Annotated in this window: 12 protein-coding genes; 9 read left to right on the top strand and 3 right to left on the bottom strand. The window is 70.9% G+C overall.

All coding sequences use genetic code 11. From position 1 onward, the window contains the following. Positions 1 to 196: 196 nt before the first annotated feature. From ACZ6WN_RS18915 to ACZ6WN_RS18895, 5 genes are all read left to right on the top strand, one after another. The gene (locus ACZ6WN_RS18915; protein ID WP_465866712.1) at positions 197 to 1,273 is read left to right on the top strand and encodes a glycosyltransferase; all 1,077 of its coding nucleotides are present in this window, start codon (positions 197 to 199) and stop codon (positions 1,271 to 1,273) included. Beyond that, positions 1,270 to 3,009, top strand: coding sequence for a glycosyltransferase family 2 protein (locus tag ACZ6WN_RS18910; protein WP_465866710.1), 1,740 nt, complete (start codon positions 1,270 to 1,272; stop codon positions 3,007 to 3,009). The genes ACZ6WN_RS18915 and ACZ6WN_RS18910 overlap by 4 nt, the downstream gene beginning before the upstream one ends. After that, positions 3,006 to 5,069 (top strand): acyltransferase family protein, encoded by a 2,064-nt coding sequence (locus ACZ6WN_RS18905; protein WP_465866708.1) that lies wholly within the window; start codon positions 3,006 to 3,008, stop codon positions 5,067 to 5,069. Before ACZ6WN_RS18910 ends, ACZ6WN_RS18905 begins: the two co-directional genes overlap by 4 nt. A gap of 18 nt (positions 5,070 to 5,087) precedes the next feature. Continuing rightward, positions 5,088 to 5,540: an acyl-CoA thioesterase gene (locus tag ACZ6WN_RS18900; RefSeq protein WP_008358262.1), complete on the top strand. Its 453-nt coding sequence runs from the start codon at positions 5,088 to 5,090 to the stop codon at positions 5,538 to 5,540. Between the two features lie 118 nt (positions 5,541 to 5,658). Continuing rightward, a complete protein-coding gene (locus tag ACZ6WN_RS18895) occupies positions 5,659 to 8,790 on the top strand; it encodes a glycosyltransferase (RefSeq protein ID WP_465866706.1) in 3,132 nt (1,043 codons plus the stop codon). A gap of 92 nt (positions 8,791 to 8,882) precedes the next feature. On the opposite strand, the gene ACZ6WN_RS18890 is transcribed toward ACZ6WN_RS18895, so the two are convergent. Next, positions 8,883 to 9,011, bottom strand: a complete 129-nt coding sequence (locus tag ACZ6WN_RS18890; RefSeq protein ID WP_465866704.1) for a hypothetical protein — start codon at positions 9,009 to 9,011, stop codon at positions 8,883 to 8,885. Positions 9,012 to 9,129: 118 nt separating this feature from the next. Between ACZ6WN_RS18890 and ACZ6WN_RS18885 the strand changes: the two genes are divergently transcribed. The 3 genes from ACZ6WN_RS18885 (at position 9,130) to ACZ6WN_RS18875 (ending at position 11,489) form a co-directional block, all read left to right on the top strand. After that, entirely contained in the window at positions 9,130 to 9,750 is a 621-nt protein-coding gene (locus ACZ6WN_RS18885; RefSeq protein WP_465866703.1) for a maleylpyruvate isomerase family mycothiol-dependent enzyme, read from the top strand. An 80-nt stretch (positions 9,751 to 9,830) separates the two neighbouring features. After that, the gene (locus tag ACZ6WN_RS18880) at positions 9,831 to 10,841 is read left to right on the top strand and encodes an FUSC family protein (protein WP_465866701.1); all 1,011 of its coding nucleotides are present in this window, start codon (positions 9,831 to 9,833) and stop codon (positions 10,839 to 10,841) included. A gap of 351 nt (positions 10,842 to 11,192) precedes the next feature. After that, positions 11,193 to 11,489 (top strand): hypothetical protein, encoded by a 297-nt coding sequence (locus tag ACZ6WN_RS18875; RefSeq protein WP_465866699.1) that lies wholly within the window; start codon positions 11,193 to 11,195, stop codon positions 11,487 to 11,489. 159 nt (positions 11,490 to 11,648) lie between these two features. Here ACZ6WN_RS18875 and ACZ6WN_RS18870 read toward each other — a convergent pair whose 3' ends face one another. Next, positions 11,649 to 12,692, bottom strand: a complete 1,044-nt coding sequence (locus ACZ6WN_RS18870) for a methyltransferase domain-containing protein (protein ID WP_465866697.1) — start codon at positions 12,690 to 12,692, stop codon at positions 11,649 to 11,651. Between the two features lie 24 nt (positions 12,693 to 12,716). Then, complete coding sequence (locus tag ACZ6WN_RS18865; RefSeq protein ID WP_465866695.1) at positions 12,717 to 13,709, bottom strand: glycosyltransferase family 2 protein; 993 nt, start codon at positions 13,707 to 13,709, stop codon at positions 12,717 to 12,719. Positions 13,710 to 13,878: 169 nt separating this feature from the next. Here ACZ6WN_RS18865 and ACZ6WN_RS18860 point away from each other — a divergent pair, with 169 nt between their 5' ends. Then, the gene (locus tag ACZ6WN_RS18860; protein ID WP_465866694.1) at positions 13,879 to 14,130 is read left to right on the top strand and encodes a hypothetical protein; all 252 of its coding nucleotides are present in this window, start codon (positions 13,879 to 13,881) and stop codon (positions 14,128 to 14,130) included. Positions 14,131 to 14,132 lie beyond the last annotated feature (2 nt).

Raw genomic sequence — 14,132 nt, 5'->3', positions numbered from 1 at the left:
CCACCAGGAGGGGTGGGTTCCATGAACCGTCGATGAACCCGTGATGAAGGCATGCGGGCAAGCCTTCCGAGTGGTCAGAGTGAGTCTTTTCGGCTGCCTAGAATCGCCCGGTCGCCGGCCCGACCGGGGCACCGGCGAGACGTTGTCTCGACGTTCGGGGGATCGTCACGGTTAAGCAATTTGAGGACCCCCACACATGCCTTCGACCCTGCTGTCGTTCCCCTACTACCGGAGCAATCCCTACCTGACGATGCTCACCGTGGCACCGCGGGCGGCGGGCTGGGACGTGGTCGAGGGAGTGCAGGGTCTGCACCGGCTCGAGGCACGCGCGGCGCACATGGGACGCGGAGACGTGCTCCACGTCCACTGGACCTCGCCGGTGACCGCCGGCTGCGAGAGCCTCGAGGAGGCCTGGGCCAACGCGGCCCGGTTCGAGGACGTACTGAGCGGCCTGCGCGACCGCGGGGCCGACGTGCTGTGGACGGTGCACAACTCGATCGCCCACGAGGCCGACTACGTCGACGTCGAGCTCGCGGTCGCCAAGGCGCTGGCGAGCTACGCGACCCGGATCATCCAGCTCAACCCGGCGACCGTCGAGGAGACCGCGGCCTACTACACGCTTCCTCCCGACAAGGTCGTCGACCTGCCGCACTCGTCCTACCTCGGCGTCTACCCCGACGGCGGTGACGACGCCGCCTCGCGCGAGCGCATCGGGGTCCCGCAGGGGGTGCCGACGGTCGGCTTCATCGGTCAGATCCGGGCGTACAAGGGGCTCGACGTCCTCTGCCGCGCGGTCGAGATCGCCGCCGAGCAGGTGCCCGACCTGACCTTCGTCGTGGCCGGCAAGGTGGTCCCTGTCTCCGACGTCGAGACGGTCGAGGAGATGCTCTCGGCGCCCAACATCGTCAAGCGGCTCGGGTTCGTGGAGACCGCCGACTTCTCCGACTGGCTGCGGGCCAGCGACGTGGTCGCGCTGCCCTACCGGCGCATCCTCAACTCCGGCTCGCTGCTGGCCGCCGGCACCTTCGGCCGCACCGCCCTCATCCCCGAGGACACCCCGGTCGCGCGGCAGTTCGCCGACCAGCCGTGGGTGGTGACGTACGCGCCGGAGCCCGATGAGCCGGTCGCCCTGGCGGCGGCGATCCTGGAGGCCCTCGACGGGCAGGACTCGCGGCATCGGGCCGCTCATGAGTTCACCCGTGCGTACACGCCCTACGACATGTCGCGCGACTACCTGCGGCTGCTCGACGGGCTGAAGGAGGAAGCCCGATGACCACACCCGAGCTCTCCGTCGTCGTCCCGACGCACGACGTCGGCCTGTGGGTCGGCGAGCTGCTCTCCTCGATCCTCGAGGACCAGTCCTCAGCCGTCGACCCGGTGGACCTGGAGGTCATCGTCGTCGACGACGCCTCGAGCGACGACACGTTCGAGATCGCCCAGGCGTACGCCGCCCGCGACCCCCGTCTGAAGGTGGTCCGCTCGCCCGGAAAGGGTGGGGGACAGGCGCGCAACCTCGGCGTCTCGCTGGCGCGGGGCCGCTTCCTCGCGTTCGCCGACGGCGACGACCTGGTGCCCCGCGGGGCGTACGCCACGATGCTGCGCAAGACGCGGGAGACCGGCTCGGACATGGTCGTCGGCCGGTTCTTCAAGCTCTTCAGCGACCGGGTCTGGTGGCCGGTGCGGGCGTGGCCGGCCTTCGACGAGGAGCGCACCCTGGTGCGGCTGGCCGACGCGCCGTCCGCCCTGCGCAACCGGGCCTGCTGGAACCGGATCTTCCGGCGTGACTTCTGGGACTCCGCGGGGATCTCGTTCCCCGACGCCTCTCGTTCCAACGACATCGAGCCGATGGTGCACGCCCTGACCACGGCGCGCTTCGACGTCGTGACCGAGACGGTCTACGTCTACCGCGACCGGCCCGGACCGGGGTCGATGACGGCGAAGTCGCACTCGCCGGCGGGGATCATCAGCTACCTGGAGCAGGAGCTGCGCTGTGCCCGCCGGATCGTCGCGCTGGGCGACCCGGCGGTGCGCGCGGAGTACGCCTCGCTGATCTTCGACGCCGACGGCTGGATGGCGATCGTCCGCGCGCTGCGGGGGATGTCGGTGATCGACCCGGTCGCGCTCGAGCCGGCGCGAGTGCTGGTCGCCGAGCTGGTCGCGCTCTTCGACGACGGCGTCGTCGACGACCTGATCGACGACCTCGAGCGTGACAAGCGGTGGGGCTGGCGGCTGGTCGCGTCGGGCCAGTGGGGCACCGCCGCCCGGCTGATCGGCGACGACGTGCGCTGGGGCGACCGGACGGTCGCCGACATCCTGGAGACGCTGCAGCTGGTCGCCGACAGCGGCGTGGTGCCGCTGCTTACGCTCCAGCGGCCGCTGGTCAACGCCGTCGCGTCGATCTCGCTGGGTGACGAGACGCTGGTCGGGGACGACCTTGCCGACCTCGTGCTCAAGCACCGCGACCTGTTCACCGCGGTCGCCGAGGCGGTCGCGGCCGAGGAGGTGCCCGGCTGGCGGCTCGGCCGGATCATGGCCGCCCTCGAGGACGGTCCCGAGCTGCTGCGCCGGGTGGTCTCCGGTGCCACCGATCCGGTGACCGCGACCTCGCTCTCGCTCGTCGACGGCCGTGCCCACCTCAAGCTGGCTCACACGATGGTCGAGTCCGTTAGGCTCCGCGTCGTGTTTCTCCACGACCGTCGGCGCCGGACGCTGGACTACGACGCCACCGAGCTCGCCTCCGGCAGTCTCGAGGTCGCGCTGCCCACCGGCGCGCTCTCGGGCGGTCGCTGGCGGGTGCGGTTCGAGGGCCGTGACGCGCTCGGCGAGTTCGACGGGCCGGTGATCATCCACGAGGACGTCATCGGCGAGCGCATCGGCGACCGGGCGCAGATCGTCCAGCTCGACGGCCGCCCGCGCCACGGGATCGAGATCCCGCTGAGCTTCGGCGAGCGGGGCGTACGCAAGGCCCGCCGCGTCGCCGGCCGGATCGTCCGTCGGGTGCGCCGGTGACCGCAACCGCCGTCGCGCCCGCCGCCGAGCAGGCCGGGACGTCGACGCCGGTCCGCGACAAGCGGCCGGAGATCCAGGCGCTGCGCACGGCCGCGGTGCTCGGCGTCGTCCTCTTCCACCTGTGGCCGGGGACGATCAGGGGAGGGTACGCAGGCGTCGACGTCTTCTTCGTCATCTCGGGCTTCCTGATCACCTCCCACCTGGTCCGCGAGGCCGCCAAGCCCGGCGGGGTGCGGTTGGGTGCCTTCTGGGCCCGCCGGATCCGTCGGCTGCTGCCGGCGGCGCTGCTGGTGCTCGTGTTCGGTGCGGGCGCGACGTACGTCCTGGTGCCGGAGGCGCTGTGGCAGCAGTTCCTGCGAGAGACGGTCGCGGCCGCGTTCTATGTGGAGAACTGGCAGCTGTCCTGGGCGGCGGTCGACTATCTCGCCGCCGAGGACCCGCCATCGCCGGCGCAGCACTACTGGTCCCTCTCGGTCGAGGAGCAGTTCTACTTCATCTGGCCACTGCTGATCGTCGCGGTGGCGTTCCTGACCCGGCGACGGCCGCACATGCGGCTGACGGCGATCCGGGCGGTCTTCCTCGCCGTCTTCGTGGCCAGCTTCGTGGCCTCGGTCTATGTCACCGCGACGGACGGCGCCGACTCCTACTTCGTCACCTACGTGCGCGCCTGGGAGTTCGCGGTCGGCGGTCTCATCGCTGTGCTGCCGCTCTCCCTCGAGCGGGTGCCTGGGCGCTGGGCGCCGTACGCAGCAGTGGCCGGCTGGTTCGGGATGCTCGGCGCGCTGCTGCTCTTCGACGACTCGCTGCCGTTCCCGGGCTGGGTGGCGCTGCTGCCGGTCGGCGGCACCGCGCTGGTCATCTGGGCGGGCGCTCCCCGCGGCCTCGGGCTTCGGGTCGTCGGCCATCCGCTCGTGCAGTGGATCGGGACGGTCTCCTACTCGCTCTACCTGTGGCACTGGCCGCTCGTGGTCGTGCTCCCCGAGACCGGCCCCGTGCTCGGCACCTGGCTCCGCGAGCCGCTGATCCTCCTGGTCACCATCGGCCTCGCGGCCCTGACCTACCGGTTCGTGGAGACGCCGTTCCGCACCGGACCGATCCTGGGGACCACCCTGCGGGCCTTCCTCTTCGCGGTGCTCGGAGCGGCCCTGGTCGCCGCCGTCGCGGTCCCCGGGATCCTGCATGGACGCAAGATGGTCGAGGAGAGTCGCGCCCAGGCCGAGGCGCTCGGATCGGGAGACACCGAGTGCTTCGGCGCCGCCGCCCTGATGGAGGGGTGCCGGAACCCGGAGCTCGACGGCGTACTTCTCCCTGCGCCGATCGCCCGCAAGGACGACACCGGCCGGGCCTACCGGTGCTATCTCCCCGAGATCGAGACGTACGCCGCCGACGCCCGCCCCGAGGTCTGCCACCTCGGCTCCGACGACCCGGATGCGCTCCGGGTCGCGCTGGTCGGTGACTCGCACGGCGCTTCGCTGATCCCCGGCCTGACCCGGGTCGCCGAGAGCTCAGGATGGTCGGTCGACACGTTGGTCGCCAACGGCGGCGGGCTGCTCCCGGCCACCGCGGGTGACCCGCGCCGCGCCTACCGCGAGGCGCTGATCGAGCAGCTCGAGCAGGAGGCGTACGACGTCGTGCTGGTCACCCAACGCCGCAATCCGAACCTCGCGGCCGGCGAGCCGGACCCGGTCGCCGAGCAGCTCGCGCAGGCCTGGAAGCCGATCCTCGCGCGCGGAACGAAGATCGTCGCGCTCGCCGACAACCCGTACCTCACCCCCGAGGCGGCGACCTGCCTCGACGAGATCGAGACGCTCGCGGACGCCGGCGCGTGCGAGATGACCCGCCAGGAGGCGTACGCCACCTCTGACCCGCTCGCCGAGGCGGTCCGCCTGGCAGGGCCGGGCGCTTCGCTGGTAGACCTCTCTGCGGCCTACTGCGACGAGGACCGGTGTCCCCTGGTGGTCGGCCACGTGCAGGCCTATCGCGACCGGAGCCACATCACCGCGACCTTCTCGATGACGCTGGCGCCCTATCTGGTCCGTGCGGTCGAGGACGAGCTCTAGGATCTAAGATCAGCCGCGATGAGCACTCCTGACCGCAAGGCCCCGACCCGCGCCGACTACGTGCACTGGCGCACGATCACCACCCGCTGGCGCGACGACGACGCGTACGGTCACCTCAACAACGCGACCTACTACGAATACTTCGACACCGCGGTCAACGCCTACCTCTTCGAGACGACCGGCGTGAACGTACGGAAGCTGCCGAAGATCGGGATCGTCGCGGAGACCTCGTGCCGCTACCTGCGCGAGATCGGGTTCCCCGAGCCGGTCGAGGCCGGGCTGGTCGTCGACAAGGTCGGGAGCTCGTCGGTCATCTACCGGATCGGGCTCTTCCAGGGGCCGGGCGAGGAAGCCGCCGCCGAGGGCCGGTTCGTGCACGTCTACGTCGACAACACCGACCCGTCCCGTCCGGTGACGCCGATGCCCGACGAGATCCGGGAGGCGGTCATGCCGCTGTGGCGGCAGAATTGACCTTGACAGTTGGGTGAACGTGCGTGGCGGCGTTCACCGCCACTCGGCACTGTGACAGTCTGACCCACTGCCGAAGCACGATCTAGAGCGTCTTGGGGGACCTTTAGTGGACGAAGAGTTGAAGCGCATCGCACGTGGCGGACTGCGCAGGGGGCGCGACCTTGCCCGCAAGGTCTACAACGACTCGCCCCTCTACAGCCGCGCCGACGACGTGCGGCTGCTCGTCGACTGCCCGCTGTTCGACCACGAGTGGTACGCCGAGCAGGTCGGCCAGCGCCTCGACCGCAAGCGCGCCGCCCGGCACTATCTCGAGCAGGACCGCAGCAAGCCGCTGGCCCAGCCCAGCCCGCTCTTCGACCCGGAGTTCTTCCTCGCCCGGCTGACCCCGCGGCTGCGCAAGCAGATGGGCGACCAGGACCCGTTCCTCTACTGGCTGCGCGCCGAGCTGTGGCTGCAGCCGACCCACCCGCTCTTCGACACCGACGGCTACACCGAGCGCCGCAAGACCGAGAACTTCTACGGCGGCGCGATCGGGCACTACGTCGACCGGGGCGCCCGCAACGGGCGGCGGGCCAACGACTGGATGGAGCAGGTCGACGGCCGCTTCCCCGACCTGCGCGACTGGATCCGCGACCGGCGTGCGGAGTGGCAGGCTCGGCAGGGCGGCCCGAAGACCTGGCGGCCGGTCATCGAGTCCCGTTCCGTTCCGGCTGGTCGTGAGCCGGTCGGCACCGTCACCGTCATCGTCGACCTCGGCGCCTCCGACGAGCTCGCCCGGGCGACGCTGGGCAGCGTCGCCGCCCAGAGCGGAGTGAGCACCGAGGTCATCGTCATCGACCGGGGCCTGACCCCGTCGGTCGCCCAGGTCATCTCAGATGGCATCCCCGACGCCCGGATCGTGCTCGGCGACCCGGACCGTGGTGAGCCCGGCGTGGTCGCGGCGTTCGCGCAGGCCAGCGGCGACTTCGTCGCGTACGTCGCCGGGGGAGACATCTGGAAGCCCGGCCGTCTCGCGCGGCTGGTCTCGGTGGCCGAGGCCGGCAGGCCGCTGGTCGCCGACGTGCTGGAGCGCCCGTGGCAGCCCGAGCAGCGGTTCGCCGTCGACGTACCTCCTGCCTCGCCGGGTCCCGACGTGCCGGGTCCGCTGATGCGGACCCTGCTCTCGCGACTGCTCATCTCGGCGCCGCTGCTGGCCGAGGTCGGTGGTCCTCGTGACGACATCGGCGTCGGCTGGGCCTACGACCTCGCGCTGCGGCTGACCTCGAAGGCGGAGGTCGAGCTCGTGCCCGAGGTCGGCGTCGAGCGGCGTCAGGGCATCAACCCGCGCCGCCCGCGCCAGGACCGGCTGCCGCTCGACCCCTTCGACCTGGAGTCGTGGGAGGACGTCGTCCGCAACCGGACCTTCATCGACTGGGCCGCGCTCGGCTCGCGCACCCCCGACCCGGACGTGGTCTCGGTGGTGATCCCGACCTACGACGACTCGCTGCTGACCGTGGGTGCGGTCGAGGCTGTGATGGAGCACGGCGCGGGGGAGAAGCGGCTCGAGGTCGTGGTCTGGGACAACGGCTCATCTGCCGGCGTCTCGGCGGTGCTCGACTCGCTGCCGCTGCGGTTCCCCGAGGTGAAGGTGGTGCACAGCACCGTCAACCACAACTTCGCGCTCGGCAACAACCTCGCCATCCCGTACGTCACCGGCGAGACCGTCGTCTTCCTCAACAACGACACCACGGCGCTGGCCGGCTGGCTCTCACCGCTGGTCTCGGCGCTCGAGGACCCCGAGGTGCTCGCGGTGCAGCCGCTGCTGCTCTACCCGAGCGGGTCGGTGCAGTCGGCCGGCGTCGCCTTCCCGCCCTACGGCGGGCTGCCCTACAACATGCTCGCCGAATACCCGCCCGAGGACGCCGCCGGCCTCGAGGGCCACCGGTTCTCGGCGCTGACCGGTGCGGCGCTGGCGATGCGCTACCGCGACGTCGTCGCGCTGCAGGGCTTCGACCCGATCTTCACCAACGGCATGGAGGACGTCGACCTGTGCCACCGGCTCGCCTCGCTGCGACCGGGGTCCTTCCGGGTCGTGACCTCCGCCGAGGTCGTCCACCACGAGTCGAAGTCGAAGGGGCGCTTCGCCCGCGCCCCGCGCAACCGGCTGATCTACCTCGACCGCTGGGTCGGGCGCACGGAGCCTCGCGACGACGTGGCCGCCTGGGAGGCCTGCGGCTACCGGGTCGTCGGCCGGGCGACGGCCGGGGACCCGACCGGCCCGGCGAAGACGTACGCCGCCACCCGGCCGATCCTCGCGCCCCTGCCGCGGGCCTCGGTGGTGGAGGGGATCCCGCAGCTGCGCTGGTCGATCAAGATCTCCGCGCCCGGGGCGCCGGAGGGGGAGCGGTGGGGTGACACCCACTTCGCCCGTGCGCTGGCCCGCTCGCTGCGCAGGCTCGGCCAGTCGGCCGTCGTCGACCACCACTACGAGTGGGAGCGGCCGAGCGCGCTCGACGACGACGTCGTGGTGACCCTGCGTGGTCTCTCGCGCTACTTCCCGGCGCCCGACGGCCGGATCAACATCGGCTGGGTGATCTCCCACCCCGACGCGGTCACCCGTGCCGAGGCGGCCGGGTTCGACCGGCTGCTGGCGGCCGGGCCGGCCTGGGCCGAGCGGATGTCGGCACGATGGGGGATCCGCATCGACCCGCTGCTGCAGGCCACCGACCCCGAGCTCTTCAACCCCGACCGGGCGCTGCCCGACTCCGGACACCCGGTGCTCTTCGTCGGCACCTCGCGTGACGTCGAGCGCCCGATCATCCACGACGCGGTCTCCGTGGGGCTGCCGCTCTCGGTCTACGGCCACGGCTGGGAGCCCTACATCCCGCGCCACTACGTCAAGGCCCAGCACATGTCCAACACCCAGCTCGGTGCTGAATACCGCGCCGCCGGGGTCGTGCTCAACGACCACTGGGCCGACATGCGCGACTACGGCTTCATCTCCAACCGGCTCTTCGACGCCGTCGCCTCCGGAGCCCGGGTCATCTCCGACGACGTGGTCGGTCTCCGCGACGTCTTCGGCGACACCGTACAGGTCTATGAGACCCCCGAGGACCTGGTCAAATGGTCCTCCATGCCCGACCCCTCCGTCGTCTTCGGCACCGACGAGCACATCCGCGCCGAAGCCGCCCGCATCCACCGCGACCACGGCTTCGACGCCCGCGCCCGCTCCCTCCTCGACATAGCCCTCGAGGAGCGCGCCAAGCGATAGCCGAGGCGTCACGTACGTCGGCCGAGACGTCACCCCGGTCGGCCGAGGCGTCACGTACGTCGGTCGAGAGGTCTCGCGGGTCGGCCGAGAGGTCAGGTCGTCGGGCGAGGCGTCACGTACGTCGGGCGAGGCGTCACGTACGTCGGGCGAGGCGTCACGTACGTCGGGCGAGGCGTCACGTACGTCGGGCGAGGCGTCACGTACGTCGGTCGAGAGGTCACGCGCGTCGGCCGAGACGTCGGCTGCGTCGACCGAGGCGTCACGCCGGTCGGTCGAGAGGTCACGTACGTCGTTCGAGGCGTCACGGCCCGCGGAGCCCGAACCTGTCAGAGTGTCCGCATGACGAAGCTCTCCGTGATCCAGTCGCGCGAACGAGACGCGCTGGTCGAGGACCTGAGGTCGCTCTCGCCCGACCGGTGGAGGTCGGCCACCCTCTGCGGGGAGTGGGACGTGGAGGAGGTCGTGGCACATCTCGGCGCCGCCTCACGACTCTCGTTCCCGGGCTGGCTGCGCAGCATGATCGGGGCACGGTTCGATCCGGACGTACACAACCGCAGGCGCCTCGAGGAGTTCCGCGGGTCCACTCCCGAGGAGACGCTGGCGAGGTTCGCCGAGGTCGGCCCCATCAGGCTGCCCCGTCGGGAGAGCGTCGGCGGGCTGGGCGAGATGATCGTGCACAGTGAGGACATCCGGCGGCCGCTCGGCATCCGGCGCGACCCCGACCAAGAAGGACTCCTCGCCGTCGCGACCTTCTTCGCCACCAAGGACTTCGCGGTCAACAGCAAGTCGCTGGTCGAGGGCCTTGGGCTCAGAGCGGTCGACGCGGAGTACGCCGCCGGCGACGGCCCCGAGGTCAGCGGCCGCCTGCTCGACCTGGTCATGGCGATGGCCGGGCGGCGCGAGGTGCTCGAGGACCTGAAGGGGGAGGGCGTTCCCGAACTCCGGCAGCGGCTCGCCTGAGACTCCGAACCAACTGGTTCGTCCGGGTCGCCGTAAGGTGTCGGATGGCAATGGCGGCACGGCAGCATGGGGGAGACGGGTTGGGAAGCGACGGGAGCCGGCTCGAGCGGTTGATGCAGGAGTCCGTCCGGGTCTCCTCGGCCCCGGGAAGCCACTCGCCCGCCTGGCGCGCGAGCGTGACGCTGCTCGTCGGGTTGGTGGCACTGGCCGTGACGGGACACATCGAGCTGGCCGCGTACGCCTGTTTCGGCACCTTCGCCTCGATCTACGGCGGTCGTCAGCCGTTGCGAGGACGCTGGCGAACCCAGGCCGCGGCCGGGACGCTGATGTGTGTCGCGGTCCTGTGCGGCGCGCTCGTGGCGACCTCCTCGCACCGGGCCTGGCTCGTCATCCCGGTCGCCGCCGTGTGGGCGGCGGTCGGGTCGATGCTCTCGGACCGGTTCGTGCTGCGGCCGCCGGGACCGATGTTCCCGGTGTTCGCCGTCGCGACGTGCGCCGCGCTTCCGGTGACCCTGTCGGGCGTCGCGGTGGCCGTCGGCGTAGCCGCCGCGGCAGCACTGATCGCAGTGCTCCTCCGTCTGCTCGAGGAGCGGCTGGTCGGCAGCGGCGCCTCGGTCGAGGCGAGCCGTGGTGAGGTACGCCTCGACCACGCGACCGCGGTCGTCCTCGCGGTCGTGGTCGCCGGCACGATCTCGACTGCGCTCGGGCTCAGCCACACCTACTGGGCCATGGTGGCCGCGGCGGTGCCGTTCGGCGTCACCGGGCTGCTGGCCCAGACGACCCGCGGACTGCAACGCGTCGTCGGCACCCTGGTCGGCCTGGTCCTGGCGGCGGTACTGCTCTCGATCACCCTGCCCCCTCTCGTCGTCGCGGTGGTCGTCGCCGCACTCCAGGCGGTCACCGAGCTGCTCGTCGGGCGCCATTACGGCCTCGCCCTCGTCGTCATCACCCCGCTCTCGCTGCTGATGGTGCAGCTAGGCCACCCGCAACCGGTCGACGCCCTGCTCTGGTCCCGCCTCGCCGAGACCCTCCTCGGTGTCGTCGTAGGCCTCGCCGCAGCGCTCGCCCTCCGGGAGTACCGCCGCCGCTGACCGCCGAGCCGTCACCTACGCCGGCCGAGCCGTCACGTACGTCGGCCGAGCCGTCAGGTAGGTCGGTCGAGCCTTCAGGTAGGTCGGTCGAGCCGTCAGGTAGGTCGGCCGAGCCGTCACGTCCGTCGATCGAGCCGTCAGGTACGCCGATCGAGCCGTCAGCTGCGTCGGCCGAGCGGTCGCCTATGTCGGTCGACCCGTGGCCTACGTCGGCCGAGACGTCAGTCGCGTCGGCCGAGACGTCACGTACGTCGTTCGAGGCGTCAGGCCACTGCCCGGTCGGCCGGCCTAAGTGACGCTTCGTCCGGCGTAGCTGACGTTTCGTCCGGCGTAGCTGACGTTTCGTCCGGCGTGGGTGACGGTTCGTCCAACGTAGGTGACGGCTCGACCGACGTACGTGACGCTTCGACCGGCGTACCTGATGCTTCGCCCGACCTACGTGACGTCTCGTCCGGCGTAGGTGACGCTTCGGCCGACGGGGGTGACGTCTCGCTCGGCGTACGTGACGCTTTGCCCGATGCGGCTGACGCTTCGGCCGACGGGGGTGACGTCTCGCTCGGCGTACGTGACGCTTCGCCCGACGCGGCTGACGCCTGGCCGACGAGGGTGATGTCTCGCCCGGCGTACGTGACGCCTCGGCCGACCTAGCTGACGCCTCGCCCGACGTAGCTGACGCCTCGCCCAACGCGGCTGACGCCTCGCCCGACGCGGCTGACGCCTCGCCCAACGCGGCTGACGCCTCGCCCGACGCGGCTGACGCCTCGCCCGACGCGGCTGACGCCTCGGCCGACGGGGGTGACCTCTCGGCTACTTCTCGAAGACTGCCTGATCGAGGACGCGGCGCTCGTCGTCGGCGAGTACGACGAGCTCTTCGCGGGTCAGGCCGGTGCCTTCGCCGGAGGGGGAGAGGTTGATGAAGAACTCGTGCTTGACGGTGTCGTGGAAGGAGGTCTCCCGCATCGAGATGAAGTCGAGGTCGGCGAGGTCCTGGAGGAGCAGGCGGAGGTGGTGGGGGGTGCAGACCCAGTTGTGGGTGTCGATGTAGCGCTCGCCGCGCTGGGCTTCAGCGCCGTTGGCCTTCACCGTCTCCAAGGTGTTGGCGAAGGTGTAGTCGCCCTTGTGGCGCGGACCCCAGGCGGTGATGCCGCCGTGCTTGGCCGCGTTGAGCCGCTCCTCGATGACCGCACCCATGGTGTGCACCGAGGTCGGGTAGAGCGAGGCGTCGATGACGCGCGAGAGCGAGGCGCGCTCGCGGAACCGGTCGAAGCAGTAGCGGTGGTCGGGGATGACCAGCGCCAGCACCCCGTCAGGACGCAGCAGCTTCTCGCACTCGTTGAGGAACTCGATCATCGAGGTGGTGTGCTCGATGACGTGGGAGGCGACGACCAGGTCGAACCGCTCCGGAATCACCTCTGACCAGGGGGTTCCCGGCCGGAAGACGTAGTCGACCTCCTCGATGTCAGCAGGGTCGTACTGGGAGAAGCCCGAGTAGCGCTGCACCAGACCCTCGCGGTCGAGGTAGTCGACGATGCGTACGTCATAGCCGTCCCGCTTGGGCAGGATCGCGTTGTGCGCGGGGCCGATCTCCAGGATCAGGGCGTCGGGCTTGACCCCGGCGAGCACCTGCTCGCGACGCAGCTCGAGCCGGTCCAGGCCGGGGATGGCCGGGACCGCGGTGGTGCGGTTCCGGTCGCCCTGCAGCCCCTCCACCTTCGTACGCAGCTTCTGGTTGCGCTGCTTGAGCTCGTCGATCCGGCCGTGCAGGCGAGCGGCCTCGGCATCGGCGGCACGGACGGTCTGCAGACCCGCGGCGGCGAGGCCGCGGCGTACGGCGCCCCTGAAGGTGGGCAAGACAGGTCCTCCTGAGAAAGAGTTTCAGCGTTTGCGGGGTGGGATGTAGGGCTCGGCGGCCAGCGCGGCCCGGCCGCGCTCGGCACCGAGCGCGTGCTCGTCGTCGGGTACGGCCTTGTCGTTCTGGGGGTCGAGCACGTCGCGCATGAGGTCGGGGACGAGCGAGCGGCCGAGCACGATGTGCAGGTGGTTGGTCAGCCAGTCGTCGAAGGAGTAGTCGCCCGAGAAGGCGCCGGCGGCGAGCTCGGCCCGGGTGGGGGTGCGCGCGAGGTAGGCGTCCTGCAGGGTGCCGTTCAGATAGCGCTGGTAGTCGCGCATCCCGTGGTGGCGCGGGCTCGGCTTCAGGTCCGGGTTGGCCTCGTAGCCCTTGCCGGCGTTGATCACCTTGCGCTCGAGCTGCGCCCAGGAGCGCCAAGGGAGGTGGAGCACCTCGAGCGCGACCTCGTCGGCCGGCTGGCCGTTGCTCGGCAGCGAGACGAAGTGGTTGCCCTGGACGACCTTGATGTCCGACTCGCCGCGGTGGACGGCGTTGGGCGTGGGGTGGGCGTGGAGCCCGACCGCCTCGAGACGCTCGTCGGGGCGCCGGTCGCGCCACTGGAGCCGGTTGATGCCGCCGCCCTTCCAGGCCGGCGGACCGACGAGGTTCTCCACCTCGACGGTGAACGCGTTCAGCGACAGGGGAGTGGCCTCGAGCGCCTGGCGTACGGTCAGGCCCTTGTCCTTGGGCACCAGGAACTCGTCGGCATCGAGGTTGAGGACCCAGTCGGCGCGGAAGTGGGTGCGGGCACGCCGGGCCATCGAGGTGACGACCTTGCCCTGCTGCTTCTCGTGGACGGGGTCGTGGTGGAGCTCGACCCGCCCCGTCGCGGCGTAGCGCTCGAGCACCTCGGTGGTGCCGTCGACCGACGCGTTGTCCGTGACGATCAACGTGTCGACACCCTGGTCCAGGTGGTGCTCGATCATCGCGGCGACGATGTCGACCTCGTCCCGGACCATCATTGTCCCGATGATCCTCATGCCGTGAAACCCTACCGGCCCGGTCGACGTTGTCGATATCCCGCGCCGTACGACGGGACGCCCGGGGCGCGGGCGCTCGTGCCCGCGTGCCGTTGTGTGCTCCGGACCCGAGGTGTGCGAGGGTTGACGCCGTCCGTGCGTATCCAGAAGGGGGCTGGCCGAGCCAGTGTTGACCATCCTTGTCATCTTCGTGGCGATGCTGCTCATCGTCACGCTGGCCGGACTCGTGATCGTCTACACGGTCTTCCCCCACCGCGGACAGAAGATGCCGTACGCCACCAGGCTCGGCGAGGCGATGGAGCGGGCCGTCGACACGGCCCCCACGCTCGGACCGGCCACGCGCCTGCAGACCCGCCGCGAGGACCATCTCGCCGAGCTCTTCGGTGAGCGCAAGCCAGGAACTACGGAAAAGAACGCGTAGTT

It is taken from the genome of Nocardioides sp. NPDC054178 (assembly GCF_055585005.1).
The sequence above is the reverse complement of the archived record's forward strand: the minus strand, read 5'-3'. Positions and strand labels throughout refer to the sequence as shown.

Coding starts and splice junctions, on each gene's coding strand:
- ACZ6WN_RS18885 (WP_465866703.1), top strand. CDS start 9,130: ATGACGAAGCTCTCCGTGATCCAGTCGCGCGAACGAGACGCGCTGGTC.
- ACZ6WN_RS18915 (WP_465866712.1), top strand. CDS start 197: ATGCCTTCGACCCTGCTGTCGTTCCCCTACTACCGGAGCAATCCCTAC.
- ACZ6WN_RS18910 (WP_465866710.1), top strand. CDS start 1,270: ATGACCACACCCGAGCTCTCCGTCGTCGTCCCGACGCACGACGTCGGC.
- ACZ6WN_RS18900 (WP_008358262.1), top strand. CDS start 5,088: ATGAGCACTCCTGACCGCAAGGCCCCGACCCGCGCCGACTACGTGCAC.
- ACZ6WN_RS18865 (WP_465866695.1), bottom strand. CDS start 13,709: ATGAGGATCATCGGGACAATGATGGTCCGGGACGAGGTCGACATCGTC.